This is a genomic window from Paenibacillus sp. ALE3 (assembly GCF_054113405.1).
Genome location: NZ_CM134214.1, coordinates 2,380,447 through 2,397,954, shown reverse-complemented (window position 1 = coordinate 2,397,954; position 17,508 = coordinate 2,380,447). Strand labels below are relative to the sequence as shown.

Annotated in this window: 12 protein-coding genes; 11 read left to right on the top strand and 1 reads right to left on the bottom strand. The window is 39.6% G+C overall.

The genetic code is table 11. The annotated features are described in order from the left end of the window. Positions 1 to 693 precede the first annotated feature (693 nt). The 9 genes from ACXHJ2_RS10670 (at position 694) to ACXHJ2_RS10630 (ending at position 13,679) form a co-directional block, all read left to right on the top strand. The gene (locus ACXHJ2_RS10670) at positions 694 to 2,601 is read left to right on the top strand and encodes a carbohydrate-binding protein (protein ID WP_165084610.1); all 1,908 of its coding nucleotides are present in this window, start codon (positions 694 to 696) and stop codon (positions 2,599 to 2,601) included. Positions 2,602 to 2,797: 196 nt separating this feature from the next. Next, positions 2,798 to 3,511 carry a beta-glucanase gene (gene bglS, locus ACXHJ2_RS10665; RefSeq protein WP_013371213.1) on the top strand — a complete coding sequence of 238 codons (714 nt, stop codon included), beginning with the start codon at positions 2,798 to 2,800 and terminating at the stop codon, positions 3,509 to 3,511. A 725-nt stretch (positions 3,512 to 4,236) separates the two neighbouring features. Beyond that, entirely contained in the window at positions 4,237 to 4,800 is a 564-nt protein-coding gene (locus ACXHJ2_RS10660; RefSeq protein ID WP_165084608.1) for a GNAT family N-acetyltransferase, read from the top strand. A gap of 438 nt (positions 4,801 to 5,238) precedes the next feature. Further along, entirely contained in the window at positions 5,239 to 5,979 is a 741-nt protein-coding gene (locus ACXHJ2_RS10655; RefSeq protein WP_025677748.1) for a LytR/AlgR family response regulator transcription factor, read from the top strand. 1 nt (position 5,980) lies between these two features. Next, the gene (locus ACXHJ2_RS10650) at positions 5,981 to 7,282 is read left to right on the top strand and encodes an ATP-binding protein (protein WP_165084607.1); all 1,302 of its coding nucleotides are present in this window, start codon (positions 5,981 to 5,983) and stop codon (positions 7,280 to 7,282) included. A gap of 123 nt (positions 7,283 to 7,405) precedes the next feature. Then, positions 7,406 to 9,448: a serine hydrolase domain-containing protein gene (locus ACXHJ2_RS10645; protein ID WP_165084605.1), complete on the top strand. Its 2,043-nt coding sequence runs from the start codon at positions 7,406 to 7,408 to the stop codon at positions 9,446 to 9,448. A 316-nt stretch (positions 9,449 to 9,764) separates the two neighbouring features. Then, entirely contained in the window at positions 9,765 to 10,748 is a 984-nt protein-coding gene (locus ACXHJ2_RS10640; RefSeq protein ID WP_025677743.1) for a LacI family DNA-binding transcriptional regulator, read from the top strand. Positions 10,749 to 10,947: 199 nt separating this feature from the next. Further along, positions 10,948 to 12,183, top strand: coding sequence for an MFS transporter (locus ACXHJ2_RS10635; RefSeq protein ID WP_040103721.1), 1,236 nt, complete (start codon positions 10,948 to 10,950; stop codon positions 12,181 to 12,183). Between the two features lie 26 nt (positions 12,184 to 12,209). Then, a complete protein-coding gene (locus ACXHJ2_RS10630) occupies positions 12,210 to 13,679 on the top strand; it encodes a glycoside hydrolase family 32 protein (RefSeq protein ID WP_446724848.1) in 1,470 nt (489 codons plus the stop codon). 250 nt (positions 13,680 to 13,929) lie between these two features. On the opposite strand, the gene ACXHJ2_RS10625 is transcribed toward ACXHJ2_RS10630, so the two are convergent. Next, positions 13,930 to 14,943 (bottom strand): LacI family DNA-binding transcriptional regulator, encoded by a 1,014-nt coding sequence (locus ACXHJ2_RS10625; RefSeq protein WP_080771922.1) that lies wholly within the window; start codon positions 14,941 to 14,943, stop codon positions 13,930 to 13,932. 317 nt (positions 14,944 to 15,260) lie between these two features. Here ACXHJ2_RS10625 and ACXHJ2_RS10620 point away from each other — a divergent pair, with 317 nt between their 5' ends. After that, a complete protein-coding gene (locus ACXHJ2_RS10620) occupies positions 15,261 to 16,649 on the top strand; it encodes an MFS transporter (RefSeq protein ID WP_013371222.1) in 1,389 nt (462 codons plus the stop codon). Positions 16,650 to 17,177: 528 nt separating this feature from the next. Further along, a complete protein-coding gene (locus ACXHJ2_RS10615) occupies positions 17,178 to 17,402 on the top strand; it encodes a hypothetical protein (RefSeq protein WP_013371223.1) in 225 nt (74 codons plus the stop codon). Positions 17,403 to 17,508: the final 106 nt, after the last annotated feature.

Here is a 17,508-nt window from a genome sequence, read left to right as displayed (position 1 = left end):
ATTAGTTTTCATTTTTCTAAAAAAAATGATTTCACTTAGCAGGCAAGGGCAGCGGCTCCGTCCGATTGTCCTTGCCTGCTAAGTATTTTTTTCTAATATTACAACGATCCAGGCTTGTGATCTGGACTATTTATAAATGATAAAACCCTAAGGACCTTATGCAATAACCAACCCCATGTAAATTGCAGATTGCCCACCACAATTCTGTTTACCGGTGCTGCAATTTCTCTTAATATGAACAAAATCAAGCCAAGTAGGGCAGAAGAGCTTTTGCTCACTAATCCTACCAGATAGTCTGCCTTTAATTTGCCCGGCTACAATCAAATTCAAGGTTACATCCCTTTTGGTGTGCTCTTTTTAAATTAGAATGATATTGTTATATTTGATAGAGTATGGTATGATTATCCCAAATAAATCCATTATTCTATATCCAATTACATATTAATACTCAAATTTTTATATTTCTATATTTTATTAAATTAATACTGACATCATAAGGACAGAGATAAGTATTTAGTGACTCCTCTTGTAGAATGTTTCCAAACAATACTTTGTAAGCGATTTCAAAGCAATTCTATCTCTTACCATTCTTCACGTCATTCTCCTTACGGGTAAAGGTCTGAGCATATCCATAAATTTGATATATTTACGGATAGCTCGGCTTTAGACCATATAAAAAACGGAGGTTATGTTATGATTAGAAAATGTCTAGTTTTATTTCTTTCCTTCGCTTTATTGCTGAGTGTCTTTCCCATGCTAAATGTAGATGCTGCCAATCGACCACTGGCTAAACTACCTGGAAATTCCAACCCTCTAATGGATCACAAATTGGGAGCTGACCCGTATTCATTGGTATATGATGGAAGAGTGTATATTTACATGTCAAGTGATACGTACGTGTATAACAAGGATGGATCGATTAAAGAGAACGACTTTAGTAGGCTGGATCGTATCCAGGTCATATCCTCCACAGACATGGTGAACTGGACGGATCACGGAACGATACCAGTCGCAGGTGCCAACAACAAAAACGGTGGAAGAGGCATTGCCAAATGGGCCTCTAACTCCTGGGCTCCAGCAGTTGCGCATAAAAAAATAAATGGCAGAGACAAGTTCTTTTTATATTTCGCCAATGGGGGAGCAGGTATTGGTGTCCTGACAGCGGACACGCCTATCGGACCTTGGACAGATCCCCTTGGCAAAGCACTTGTGACACATAGTACACCTGGGATGGCTGGCGTGACTTGGCTTTTTGACCCGGCTGTACTAGTAGATAATGATGGCACGGGATACCTGTATAGCGGTGGCGGAATTCCTAATGAATCCGATCCGGCTTCCATTGCAAATCCGAAAACCGCCAGAGTCATCAAATTAGGCGCAGATATGACAAGCGTTATTGGAAGTGCCACCACTATAGATGCTCCTTACCTGTTTGAAGATTCCGGTATTCATAAGTACAACGGCAAATACTACTATTCGTACTGTATCAACTTTGCCGGAACACACCCTCCACAGTACCCTGCTGGTGAAATCGGCTATATGGTTAGCGACAACCCGATGGGTCCCTTCACTTATAAAGGTCATTTCCTGAAAAATCCGTATACGTTCTTCGGCGTTGGCGGCAACAACCACCATGCTGTATTTAATTTCAAGAATGAATGGTATGTCGTATACCATGCCCAAACGGTCAGCAAAGCTCAAATTGGAGATGGAAAAGGCTATCGCTCTCCGCATATTAATAAGCTGGTGCACAAGGAGGACGGAAGCATCTCTGAGGTGCAAGGGAATATGACAGGAATCGCGCAGCTATCCAATATGAACCCGTATACCAGAGTTGAAGCGGAGACCATTGCCTGGCAAGCAGGCATTGCGACCGAACCCACGCAAGCCAGCGGCGGCCCGATTGGCAATCTGAATGTGACCAACATCCATAATGGGGACTGGATCGCTGTTGGAAAGGCTAATTTTGGCTCTACCGGAGCGAAGACGCTCAAAGCTAATGTGGCCACAAATGTCGGTGGCAATATTGAAGTACGGCTTGACAGTGAAACAGGTCCTCTAGTCGGTTCCTTGAAAGTGCCATCAACTGGAGGTATGCAAACCTGGAGAGAAGTAGAGACCACGATCAATAATGCAACAGGAGTTCACAACGTTTATCTGGTGTTTACCGGGTCAAGTAACGGTAATCTGTTGAATTTGGATGCCTGGCAATTCACTCCCAACACGGGGGAAAATACGGTAACAAAGGTTGAAGCCGAGAATATGAATATTGGCAGCACTCATGCAGGCAAGATCAGTGCACCGTTTGACGGAGTCGCCTTGTATGCCAATGCTGACTACACTTCATATTCACAGTATTTTGCCAACCCTACGCATAATATCTCAGTGCGGGGGGCTTCAAGCAATGCTGGTACGGCCAAGGTGGACTTGGTTATTGGAGGAACAACTGTAGGTTCCTTCAATTTCACAGGCAAAACGCCGACTGTCAAAACCTTGTCCAATATTACTCACGCTATCGGAGATCAGGAGGTCAAACTCACCTTGACGAGCGATGACGGCACTTGGGATGCCTACGTGGATTTCATTGAATTTTCGTTATGATCGCTCGTCGAAACAGTAGTTGTTCTGGACCTTTTGTAAAATCGAGAGATCCGCCTGTTATTCCAAGCGAGCGCAATCGGCGGGTGAAATGTCCAGGCAAGCTCTATTAATTGGTTTTTGGCAGACTGTATCACGTTGCTGGAAACCGCATTCCACAACTTTATTCATATTTGAAATTATTCTTGGAGGTGTATTTATGAAGAAGAAGTATTGGTTTACACTGGTGATCACGGGTATAGTTTCTCTGTTTTTTTCGGTAAGCGCTTTTGCGGCCAATGTGTTCTGGGAACCATTAAGTTATTATAATCCGAGTACATGGCAAAAGGCAGATGGATATTCCAATGGGGACATGTTTAATTGCACTTGGCGTGCCAATAATGTCAATTTTACTAACGATGGCAAAATGAAGCTTAGCTTAACGAGTTCTGCGTATAATAAATTTGACGGCGGAGAGTATCGTTCGAAGAATACTTACAGATACGGCTTATACGAGGTCAACATGAAGCCTGCTAAAAATACAGGAATCGTATCTTCCTTTTTCACATATACGGGACCTGCTAATGGCACGCAATGGGATGAAATAGATATTGAATTTTTAGGAAAAGACACAACAAAAGTGCAATTTAACTATTATACAAACGGGGTCGGTGGTCATGAGAAGGTTGTCGATCTGGGTTTTGATGCATCAAGTGGCTTCCACACCTATGCATTCGATTGGCAGCCAGGATACATTAAGTGGTATGTTGACGGGGTTCTAAAGCATACGGCAACTACGAACATACCGAAAACGCCAGGCCAAATTATGATGAATTTATGGAATGGCACCGGAGTAGATAGCTGGTTAGGTCCATATAACGGAGTCAATCCATTGTATGCCGAATATGACTGGGTAAAATATACGAGCAATTAGTATGATTACAGCAGAAGAGGCAGCCCTGTAGGGCTGCTTTTGCGTGTTCAGGGGGAGATAGCTGAATAGACCTGCTAGGGGATTTTTTAGTTAACATAATGATGGTATGAAAAACTGCAAAAAAATAAGTGATTTTACTTAAATTTTTGAATAGATTTAGAAATAGAATTGTCTCGAAATTCTTTTGGTGTTATAACCTATTTCGTTTTCAATTCCATAAATAGGAATGTCATTATTTTCAAGTAAGATAGATGCTCTAGTTAACTTTTGAAGTAATATAATTTCTGAAAAAGATCTATTGGTAGTTCTTTTAATTAAATTACTTAGATAGTTTGGATGAAAATTGAAATGCTTAGCTGTGGAAATTAAAGTACAAGTCATATAATTTTTCTCTAAGTAATTAAGTATTTCTATAACAGGTGTATTGTTGATTGATTTTGAGTTAGATTGGCTAGAGTCGTACTGAAATACCCTCAATAGCTCAGAAAATATAAGCACCATAAAGCAATCAATTATTTCAATTGAACATAAAGATTTATATGAGTTTCACCTGAAAATGCTGGACTCCTTGTAATAGAGTCCGGCATTTTTTGGTTCTCACCAGTCTAACATAACTATTTAAACGGTTAGTTAAAAAAAAGCATTGCATTAAATACTTGACTCTCCCCATTAGGGGATACATTAAACTCAATTTGTAAGCTAATCAATTAAAAGGAGGAATCAAAATGAACTTAGATATTAGAGACATTAGAAAAAAAGATATAGAACCTATTAAAGCAATTATTGCGGATACTTGGAACGCAAAGGATTTTATAGAGGATGAGGGCGTGATAAATGCAGCAGTTACAATGATGTTCATAAGTCCAATATTAAATAAAAGTACTTTTGGAAGAGTAGCTACATTAGATGGAGAAGTCATTGGTGTAATTTTTGGTTCAAGAGTTGGTGAAACAACATCTTATAGAATGCTTCAGGAAGATTATACAAGTGAATTACTACAACTCTTAAATCTAAATGACATAGAACGAAAAGTATTTGTTGAACTCACCTCTATGACTAATGAGGCATACAGCAAGTTAATTAGAGGAAAAAAGGTAGGGAAAAAATTATTTAATGAACTCATCTCTTACTTAAGAGATACAAAAGCAACTAAAATTTATGTGTATACAGACACAATGAGTAACTATGGATTCTATGACCATAATGGATTTGTCCGTCTTGATGAAGCGGTAACTGTATTTAATCTACCTATCGGCAAACTCGAAAATACAAATTTTGCTTATGAATAGCTGTCCTTAATATTTCTATTCGTTTATTAAGTTCCTCTAATTTCTTTATTTCTTTATAAATTTCTTCATTTTTCTGCTCTAAGTAAAGTTTAAGGTAATTAGTATCGGCTTTAGCAAATAAGGCTTTAATTTCTTTAAGACTTACATTACTTTGCTTACTAATTTTTATAATATCCAGATAGATGAATTGATTAATTATACTTTTTGTTCTCCATAATTTCCTCCAATAAGTCTTATGTGTGAAAGTCGTCGTTCTGCTAATACATCAATTCCTACCCTCCTAATAAATCACAAGTTGTGCTCTTACACAATAACTCGCATTTAAGGGATTTGAATTTGCGTTTTATCCAAAAGCTATGTATAGAATATTAAAATATTGTATACTGTTCAGACTATAATTCCATGCAACATGCAATGGGGAAGAGGTGTATGGTATTTATGTATAGAGTGGCTATTTGCGATGATGAGTACAAGCAAAGAGAGCTTGTTAAAAATATGCTGATTGCTTTATCCATCAAAACAAATATAGAATTTAAAATTGAGTTATTCAACTCAGGAGAACAGCTGGTAGCTCATTATTTAAACCATGAATTGCCATTCCATATCTTAATATTGGATATTGAAATGAACGGCATGAACGGAATTCAAACAGCTCAAAAAATAAGGAGTTTACGTCACCTTGATGAACAGATCATTTTTTTAACGAGCTATCCCGAATATATGCTAGAAAGCTTTGACGTAGTTACCTTTCAGTACTTAATAAAACCGATTGCTTCCCATATCTTTGAGGAAAAAATGATAAAACTGTGTCAGTATTTTCAATCTCTTGATAAAAAATTCGTTATCATCAAGTCAGCTTATGAAGAAGTGCTTTTAAAATATGATGATATCATTAGTATTGAAGTGGCCAAAAGCTTGACCATAAAAAACAAACTGCATTTTGTAACCTCTACACAAACCTATGATAGCAAAGGGATTCTTTCAGATTATGCTTTAGCATTAAAGGAATATAATTTTCTGCAAATTCATCGTTCGATTATTATAAACTTAATTCATGTCAAAAAATTTGCTGGCGGTGATGTTCTGATGTCAAATGATGTGAAGTTGCCTATTGGACGTTCTAAAATAAAAGAAGTTAAAGATCTATATACCAAATTTATGATCATGAAGATGCATTAATATGATGGAATATAACTCCCTGTTTCTTAACCTATGTGTTGTCTTGGTGATGTGCTTTCAGGTGAATTTTTACTTCAACTCGGTTTTTGATAAGTCCAGTCGAAAGCCGAACAGAATGATGTATTTCATTATTTTCGGGCTGCTGAATTTTTTATATTTAAGTGTTTATCTGTCTCCTACGTTTTCCTCCATTTTGGCGTTATTTGTCATATTTAGCTTGGCTCAGTCTTATACTGTGGAAATAAAGACAAAGATCATTTTTTCCATCCTTTATGCTGTGTTGATCACCATCGTTAATTTTATATCTCTTTATATTTTATATACTGTAGACTCTGTTAAAGTTAGCAACCTTAGCCATTTGAGCAGTCAAGATCACTTGATATTTTCTAAGGTTATGTTACTCAGCTGTATTATCATGTTTGCTGTCATTCAGATTATACGATTATTTGCCAAACGCAGAACCTTCCCTTTGCATGCCCGTTATTACATTTTATTTCTAATCGTTCCTATTATAAGTATATACCAGGTCAATGTGTTATCTGTTTATAGTGAGAAGAATATGTATTATTTTGTATCTATTATTGGCTTTATTTCCTTAAATGTTTTTATCATATACATCTTCGATAATGTCATTGAAAAATTCCAGTTAATGCATGAAAATGCTCAACTACAACATCAGATGGACTACCAAGATGCTAACTATGAAAAAACGGTTCACAGCTTTAAAAATATGAAAAGAATCATTCACGACACACACCAACAGTTTTTGTATATTGACGAATGTATCAAGAGAAATGAATTAGCTGAGGCAAGTGAACATATTAAGGTCACATTAAATAAAATCGAAGGAGCCTATCAGAGGGTTAACACCGGTAATCTGGTTATAGATGCTCTTGTCACAAATAGTCTTAATATTGCTCAGGCCAATGGCATCAAGGTGGATACCCAGCTCAACTTATACTCACAAAAAGTAAGTATTGAACGTTATGACTTGTGTGTCGCTCTGGGTAATATGCTGGATAATGCCATAGAAGCATCTAAAAAGATCAAAATTGCGGATGATAGGTACATTCTTATTAAAATACAATCCAATGAATCTGCGCTTTTCATTCACATTCTGAATCATATGGAGAATGAAGTTGCCCATTTGCATAGTCAAAAATCAAACCCGGATATTCATGGTATTGGCTTAACGAATATATCCAGAATATGTGACAGATACGGTGGAAACATGACCATTGAAACGAAAAATAAAATATTCAATAATATGGTTTTATTGCCATTTTATAAGGACAGTCCTTAAACATAATGCTGTTTAGGGATTGTTTTTTTCGTTTTAGGATGACTTTGCTATATGGAATCCTCGTTCATTGTATGATCAGTCCAGAAATAAAATCTGGGAACCTATAAGAGGAGGAAATATGGTATGAAGAAAATAATAGCTGTGTTCATTTCGGCCATGCTTTTTGTACTGCCGATGACGAATGCTTTTGCTCAAGACAATCCTAAACCCATTAAGGAAAAGGCGCGTAATCTGGCCTCGGAGCTGGTATCCAAATACGGTGTTAGCGGTGTGCAGTATGCCATTATGGACCATGGAAACATCGTATTATCGGATAGCGTGGGTGTAAAGAATAAAGCAACCAACGAGCCAATCACTAACGATACGATGTTCGGTATAGGCTCTACAAGCAAAATGTTTGTATCTGCTGCAACGATGATGCTGGTAGATGCCCATAAGGTAGATATTGATCAGCCACTAACAACATACATTAAGGATTTTACAATGGCTGATGAAAGATACAAAAAAATCACACCGCGTATGCTGTTAAATCATTCGTCAGGCCTTTACGGTGCTCACTATAAAAATAGTATGTTATTTAATGACAATGATACAGAAAATCATGATAAGCTCTTACTGAGATTACAATCAGAAACTTTAAAATCCAACCCCGGCGAATATTCTGTATATAGTAATGATAGTTTTCAATTGCTTGAAATATTGGTTGAACGGGTGAGTGGTCTAAGTTATACCGAATTTCTGGCAAAGCATGTTAGTGCCCCTTTGGGTTTGAACTCTACGAAAACACCACTCGATCAGTTTGATAGACAAAAGCTGTCCAAAACTTATTTTCCTGCGATTGAGGGAGCCTTACCCGTTGAAAATGCCAATGTCATCGGGACAGGGGGCTTATACTCTACCGCAGAAGAATTGACCCAGTTTGCAGAAGTATTAACAGGGAATAGAACTGATATTTTATCTGAACAATCAGCAAAGTCCATGCAAAGCCATGAATATCGAAAAGGAATCTGGGTATCTGAAGAGACAAACAGCTTTAATTATGGCCTTGGCTGGGACGCGGTTCGTTTGGCACCATTTAGTGATTACGGAATAACTGCGTTGTCCAAGGGGGGAGACACTGTTTTGTATCACTCTGTCTTGATCACCCTACCAGAGCATCATATCTCTATGGCTGTGCTTTCATCTGGAGGGTCTTCCATCCTAGATAGTATTTTTGCTTCTAATGTTTTATTGGAGCATTTAAAAGACAAGGGCATCATTAAAGACATTCTACCGGATAAAACATTTGAACCTCCTGTAAAAGTGGAAATGCCATCTGACTTGCTTTCTTATTCTGGATTATATGGCACTGTGGGTACAACCATCAATGTAGAGATTAAAAATGGAGAGTTTGAGTTACCAGCTTTTCTGGATGGACTCGTCCCGGCGCAAAAATATGTGTATGCAGGCAATGGAGCATTCAAAAGCAGTGATGGCAGTGTAGCCATAAGCTTTGACAAACAAAAAAACGGAAATACGTATATTAAGGCTAACTTCTATTTAAACTTTCCGGGATTAGGTCAAATGGTTATGGTAAATTATGAATATCAAAAGCTTGATGCCAATCCTCTAAATACTACAGTTAAAAAGGCATGGGAACATAGAAACGGGAAAAATTATTATGCCCTGGATGAAAAGATATCTTCTATTTTTTATTTGGCTCCATCATTTATTACGAAAAAAATATCTGTTGATCATGAGGGATACGCAAGTGGTACTAAAATTGTGGATGAGAATAAAGCTGTTAATGCCGTTGAAATTCCAGTAATGAGTGGAAGAGATGCATTTGATTTGAATTTTACTACCAAGGATGGCTCAGAGTATTTAACCATAGATGGACAGTCCTACATCAGTGAGGATGCTATTAAACCTATCCTAGGAGGGAAATCACAGTACACTATACCATCCAATGGCCAAGCCATATGGTTTAAAATAGATAAAAACGTAGCCCATAAAACGATGACCGTTGATGTTCCAACAAGTGGAGGGTTCGCTGTCTATGATGAAAACGGAGCGGTTGTAGATTTTTCAACTGCCAGCCATAACAATTCGGTTGTTCTGCCCCAAGGGGGATTGATCGTTTTGGGTGGCAAAGCAGGGGATGGATTTAAAATCAATATAAATTAAGCGTGTAGCCGCTCCTGAAAATTCAGGAGCGACTATTATAATAGAATATCTCAAAACGCCTTGGCGCTATCGAACACGAGGGAAAGCAGGGTAACTTAGTACTTGGAAGCATCTTCAGCCAATTCATTGATGGGATGACTTTAAATGTAAACGCTTGTTAAAAGCTTATATGAGCAGAATGGAAGAGCTAATGTGTATACAATATTCTCGATGCATATACAGCACGTAATGCTGGAGACATGTTTTTTCACGTTTAACCATGTTAAAATAATAGGATACTTGGAGACTTGGCATGGAGAGAAGGCAGGTTGAAACAATGAAACCAAAACTTAACGATGTTGCACAATTAGCTGGAGTTTCACCGACCACGGTTTCTCGCGTACTTAACAATCGTGGCTATATCAGTCAAGAAACAAAGGATCAAGTTCATAAAGCGATGCAGGAGCTAAATTATTTTCCTAATGATGTAGCTCGGTCATTATTTAGTAAACGAACAAATCTGATAGGATTAATCATTCCAACTACAAGCAACCCATTTTTCGGAGAGCTGACTTTCCATATAGAGAATATTTGTGCGTCATTAGGCTATAAGCTGTTGCTTTGTAACAGTTTAAATCAGCTGGATAAAGAAGAATCTTATGTCGATATGCTTATGCGAAATCAAGTTGACGGTATTATCGTCGGTACACACAACCGAGGTATCGTAAATTATGAACAGAAGAATATTGCCGTCATTGCGATCGATCGCTTCCTATCCGATTCAATCCCAGTTGTAGGATCAGATAATTATTTGGGTGGCAAACTGGCGTCAGAACTGCTTATTGAAAAGGGATGCAAGCATATTTTTCACATAAATGGCCCTGTTGAATTGGAAACACCAGCAAGCTTAAGAAGAAAAGCATATGAAGATGTGATGGAGCAGTATGGTCGAAAGGCAATTACCTATGAAGTACATGATCCCTTTCACCAACAGAATCACAATGAACCGATTAAACGCTTGCTCGATGAACATCCTGAAGTAGATGGATTGTTCGCGAGTAATGACATGGTGGCTGCGTCTTTTATTGCTGAAGCAAGAAGAAGAGGAAAACGGGTTCCTGAAGATATCCGCGTAATTGGATATGACGGAACTGAAACAACCCGCAATCTCCTCCCTGAATTAACGACAATTCAGCAACCAATACAGGAAATCGCGAGATCTTCCATAGAGTTACTTATTAAAGAAATTGAAGGTGGATTCAGTGATGTCCCGCGAGAAACCTATCTACCAGTGAAACTTATTGAAGCTAGTACAGCTTAACACAATTTCCATAGTTTTCAGCATTGTGATATAAGATGGGCTATCCTTATTAGAGTAATTGAAATCAAAGAGGAGAGCTCTTTTTCTTTTGAATTTATGTCAAGCGGTTGACATATGAAAGCGGTTGACATATAATCGATCTGTAAATACGAAAGTGCTTTCATTTACATTAAATGTCCAACTTAGAGGAGCGTTCGATATGAGAAAGTCAAAGAGCATGTACTGGAAACTAAGTGCTTATTTCTTCTTTTTCTTCTTTACTTGGTCAGCAAGTTATTCATTGTTCTCCATCTGGCTAGGGCAAGAAATCAGTCTGAATGGCGCTGAAACAGGTGTTATCTTTACTGTAAACGCTATCTTTGCGCTATGTATGCAACCGCTTTATGGCTATATATCTGACAAAATCGGATTGAAGAAGCATATTTTATTTCTAATCAGTTCTTTACTCTTATTTGTGGGTCCTTTCTATATCTTTATCTATGGACCGTTACTTCAATACAATGTATTTCTCGGCGCCATTGTAGGTGGATTATACTTGGGTATTGCTTTTTTGGCAGGGATTGGAGCCATCGAATCTTATGTCGAGAAAGTCAGCCGAAAATATGACTTTGAATACGGAAAATCTCGTATGTGGGGCTCGCTAGGTTGGGCAGCAGCAACATTTTTCGCTGGTCAACTCTTCAATATCAACCCTAACATTAACTTCTGGATTGCATCAGTATCTGCTGTCATTCTGTTTATCATTATGATGACAATTAAAGTTGAGATGACAGATTCCGAGATGGAGCGAGCAGAATCTGTTAACTTTAAGCAAATCGGCTATTTGTTTGCAAATAAGCATTTGTGGTTCTTCATTTTATATGTTCTTGGCGTTACTTGTATTTACAATGTGTATGACCAGCAGTTCCCGAATTACTTTTCATCGACGTTCTCAACGGTTGCTTTAGGCAATCAAGTTTACGGTTATTTAAATTCTCTACAAGTATTCCTGGAAGCAGGCATGATGTTCTTAGCGCCTTTCATTGTCAACAAAATTGGGGCAAAAAAGGGTCTGATATTGGCAGGATTCTTGATGGCGTTCCGGATCATGGGTTCAGGCTTAGTTATTGGACCTTATGGTATCTCAGCTATGAAATTGATCCACGCATTGGAACTGCCAATCATGCTGATCGCCGTATTTAAGTACTTGGCTGCTAATTTCGATACGCGTCTGTCTTCGATCCTATATCTGGTGGGATACCAGTTTACGAGTCAGGTAGGAGCTTCGATCTTCTCGCCAATCGCCGGTATGTCTTATGACATTAGAGGCTTTGCAAATACGTACGTAATTATGGGTGTTTTCGTATTCGCCTTTACAACCATCTCAATCTTTACCTTAAAGAAAGAACCGAAAAAGCTAGAACCCAAGCCTAACAAGCATATTAAAACAGCATAGGAGGAAGACAAATGAACAGCACATATATTAACAACACGAAGCAAGCTGAGGAAGCATTAAAACAAGCAGAAGCGAAAATGAACAAGCGGTACCGATTAGGTTATCATATTATGGCACCGGCAAACTGGATTAACGACCCCAATGGATTAATTCAATTTAAAGGTGAATATCACGCCTTCTATCAGCATCATCCTTATGATGAGAACTGGGGTCCAATGCATTGGGGGCACGTGAAGAGTAAAGACCTTGTACATTGGGAGCATTGTCCGATTGCATTAGCGCCAGGTGATGCTTGTGACCTCGATGGCTGCTTCTCAGGCAGCGCAGTAGATAATAACGGCGAACTGACATTGATCTATACTGGCCATCACTATATTGATCAACCAAACAATATCTTTTTCCAAAATCAAAATGTGGCAGTTAGTACAGACGGCATTCATTTTACAAAACTAGGGCAAAATCCCGTAATCGCTGAACCTCCGACAGATAGCTCCCAGCATTTCCGTGATCCGAAGGTATGGAAGCATGAGGATACATGGTACATGATCCTAGGTAACAGCACGAAAGAAGATCTGCCGCGTGTTATTCTATATACATCTCCTGATCTTAGAACTTGGACCTATCATGGTGTGCTTCTGCAGGGAGATAAGAATATGGGCTTCATGTGGGAGTGCCCTGATTTCTTTGAACTGAACGGTAAGCATATATTTATGTTCTCCCCACAAGGTATTGATGCAGAAGGAGATAAGTACAATAACTTGTTCCAGACGGGATATTATGTTGGCGAATATAATTATAATAGTAATGAATATAAACATGGAGAGTTCATCGAGTTGGATAATGGTCATGACTTCTATGCGGTTCAAACTTTTCTAGATGATCAAGATCGCCGCATTGCGATTGGTTGGATGGATATGTGGGAATCGGATATGCCGACGAAAGCAGACGGCTGGTCCGGAGCGCTGACGATCCCACGTGTAATTACGTTGGGTGCCAATAATAAATTGCTGATGAATCCAGTAGAGGAAATGAAATTGCTTCGTCAAAGCGAACAGGTTTTGTACCAATATCGCGCTATTTCTGGAAGTTACTTGACGGAAGTTGAAGCGGATCTGCTTGAAGTGAAGGTCGTGTTCGACCTGACGAAGTCAAGTGCAGACCTGGTAGGCTTGAAGCTTCGCGGAACAGGTGAGGAGGAAACGGTTATCACTTATTCTATCGCGGGTCAGAAACTTATGCTTGATTGTTCTAATTCGGGCAAAAAGACGGATGGAGTACGTCAAACAGCCTTAAGTGCAGAGGGGCAGCTGACGTTACATGTATATCTGGATCGCTCATCCATTGAAATATTTGCGAATGAAGGGCAAGCTACGATGACAAGTCGCATCTATCCGAGTGAAAAACTGCTAGGCATAGAACTCATAACGGAGAGCGGAGAGGCTCTAGTAAATGAGTTGACATACTGGAAATTGAAAGATATCTGGCAAGCTGAATAACTTGATGAAAAGGTTGCTTTCTGAGTCCTTGTAATGACTTAGAAAGCAACCTTTTCGGCAATGGCGACTTTCCCCGGAAATGCCCACCTACATGATAGCCAACTAAACCGAGCCTGGTTTCTGCGTATCCTCAATCATGCCCTTTTTGGAAAAACACAAGAGAACGTTTCCATTATTCGACGTCGGATTCGCTGAAAAGACCATCCCAGCCGGTTAAGCACTTCCAGTAACCGCGTAGGAGCATCAAAGGTTAGGATACTCCATGTTTTGTAATGCTGTCCCGAATTTCTAACTGATGCGATATGGACCAGTGAACAGCTGCTAATTCTTCTCCTCTAATAAGCTTAATGAGATTGCGGGCGGCAACCATGCCCAGTTCGGATGCTGAATATCGGACAGTTGATAATTTAGGCCGGATTATTGTAGCCATATCAATGTCGTCAAATCCCAAGAAGGAGACCTGTTCAGGTATTTTCACACCATTTTCGGCCAGAAAGTTCATAGCACCTATGGCAATTCGGTCCGTTGCGCAGAACACCGCACTAGGCAATGGGCCTGAATGATAAAGTTTTCTCATAGAGGTTATGCCGTCTTCAACTGAAAAGCCGCTTTCCAACACACGTTCGGCACGTACTGGCAGGTGAGCGGTCTTCAATGCCTGTTCATAGCCCAAAAAACGCTGATTGCCCACTGAAATATCCCCCGCTGGTCCCTGCAGCATCGCTATATCTTGATGCCCCTGCTGAATTAGATAAGTTACCGCCTCAAAAGCAGCCGTTATGTTGTCAACATGCACGGAAGGAATGGATTGGTCTCGAAAATCCCGTCCGACAAGGATGCAGGGAATTCCCGCCGCTTCAATGAGCGCAAATAGCGCATCCCGGATTTCGCTTACCGATATAATAATTCCGCTCGCCTGCATTTCACGGAACATATTGTAATAGTGTATTTCAGAATCCTCGTCCCCCCCTGACAAGGCGATTATGACATCGAAGCCGTATAGATGCGCTACTTGATTGATGCCTTCAACCATGTCATCAAAGACGTTGTTTTTAATCGCGGGCAGAAGTACCCCAATCAGAGATGTATCATTCTTTACCAGTGTCCGTGCTATGGCATTTGGACGGAATTGAGTGGCTTCAAGGACATCCTGAACTCGTTTGCGTATTTCACTGTTCACCGTCTGGCTGTTATTGATTACTCTGGAAACCGTTGAAATGGAGACGTTGGCCATTCGAGCCACATCTTTTATAGTCATTTTCATTGTACACACCGACTTTCAAGCAAGTATTTATTTAGAAAAAGTTTCTCAAAGTGGATTGAATTAATTATATCAGTTTATTGAATTGTTTATTGAGTTTAACAAAGATTCCAGAGCAAAGAAAGCGCTTGACCTTAGTTTATAAGGAGAGTATAATCAACCCCGGAAAACGTTTTCTAGTATTTTCTGGACAAAAACAATTGTTTTTACCAATAATCAGCTGGATTCAAGGTATTTCAGCTTGTTTTTTTGATGATTAAGAAAACGTTTTCTTGATGGCATTGAATTGTAGAGAATAACAAGGGAAAAGGAGCATGAGCATGAGAAGTTCGAGCGATATTGTTGTAATGGGAAATGAGACTTCAGTGCAAACCGGTTCAAATATTACGCTGAAAGAAAAAATTGGTTATGGATTCGGTGATTTTGCCAGCCAGTTGCTGTTTGCCGCCGCAATGACTTTTCTGTCCTATTTTTACACAGATGTAATCGGGATCAGCGCTGGTGTCATTGGTACTTTAATGCTAGTTGCACGCGTACTGGATGCGTTTATTGATGTCGCGATTGGGGCTTTGATTGATAAAACGAAGAGCAGACACGGAAAGGCCCGTCCTTGGTTACTGTGGATGTCCGGGCCATTTGCATTGTCTGGAATTCTTTTGTTCACGGTTCCAAGTGGAAATATGACGATCACTATTCTATACATTTACGTTACCTATCTGCTAATGAACTTTATCTATTCCAGCATTAACGTCCCTTATGGTGTGCTTAATTCCATGATAACGCAGGATTCTTACCAGCGTTCTCTGCTTAATATTTTTCGTATGAGTCTAGCGAATATTGGTGCCTTGCTAATTAATTATTTCACCCTCCCGTTAGTGAAGTCATTCGGCGGCGGTCAAAAAGGGTGGATTTACACCTTTATTATATTTGGCTTGCTCGGAACCTTTTTATTTCTCGTTACCTTCTTCAGTACCAAGGAAAGGGTTACTCCATCTGTTGTACAAAAGCCAATTCCGTTTGGACGCGCTTTTGGAGCGCTGATGCGTAATAAGTATTGGAAATTGATCCTTGGGTTTGCTGTGGTCTATTTTATAAATAACGCACTGGGCACAGGTATGAATATTTACTACGCACGTTATGTGTTAAAAGACGCCAATCTGATTGGAGTCCTCGGCATATCCTTACTGCTTCCTTCCCTGTTTGGTTATATGCTATTACCCCCCGTCGTCAAGCGGATCGGTAAACGAAATTCCTCCATTATCGGAAGTATCCTCCTGATTGTCGGATCGCTTGTCATTGCCGTCAGCCCCACAAGTCTGATGGCGGTCTGTCTGGGACTCGTTATTAAAGCGCTTGGGCATGCCGCTATTCTCGGAACCTTCTTTGCTATGTTGGCAGATACCATTGAATATGGCGAATGGAAGACAGGGATGCGCACCGAAGGACTGGTGTACAGTGCGGGCAGTTTCGGCACAAAAGCGGGAGGCGGTTTGGGAGCGGCACTTATCGGTTGGGGACTGGCATTGGGAGGATATGCTGGTGGACAAGCTACAATCAGTACTACTGCGCTAGCGTCTATTCATTTCATGTTTATCTACGTCCCAATTATCTTGGCTATCCTGCAAATTTTATTGCTGGCATTTTACAATCTAGATAAATTATTTCCCGGTATTGTCAAAGAGCTTGAATTCTTAAAAAACGCTGAATAGCTACTTGGTAAATGAGGTAGCCCATGAATGAACTCATCCTATTGTTGAAGTGACTAGCAGTAAGGCAGTTCAAGAGGGGCTGCTTTTTTCATAGAGGGGTATTCGGATTTTATTCATTTATAAAAGGACAGGGCAGCGTGGTATTATCCCCTTCTAGTAGACAAGAGAGAAAAGACATCTGTTAAGATGGACTTAATCTTGTTGAACGGAGGGGATTTTTCATGGCTAAAAAGGGACAATCATTCCGGCAATACTCCTTAGATGTAAAGATGGAGGCAGTCCGGTTGGTGAACGAAGAACATATGAGTATTCGTGAAGTGACGAAACAATAATCGCTGCGGTTCGAACTGTGGGTATCCATAAATTCGAAAATGGCTAAGGGAATTCCAAGTCATTTCCTGCAGCTGATCTAATAGGCGATAATCTCATTGTTATATAGATCTTTGATGGCAGATAGGTTTTAACTCCTCATCTCGTTCATCATATTTTACCTGAACATTCAGATAACTTAGTGCAGACAAACGGTATGTGACCTACGAAGCGTACGAAACGATCCGGCAGTTGGGAATCCAGTGGCCTGCCGCTCAGGCAGATGTTGCTCTCATTCGTCAGAACATTAAACACAATGATTGCTATGTGCTGGAAATTGACGGGGTCATTCAGGCTACTGTCACCCATCTGAGATATAAGACCCTTGATTTTATAACCGACTTGCCGTTTGTGATATGGTTCGCTGTAGACCCGGCTAACTGAAGTAGTTCCGATTACAGGGAACGGACGAAGCTAATTCATTTAACGAAAGGGGCTTAATGTAACAAAAACATTCATATCTCATCATTTTCTCTTATTAAAGGAATTG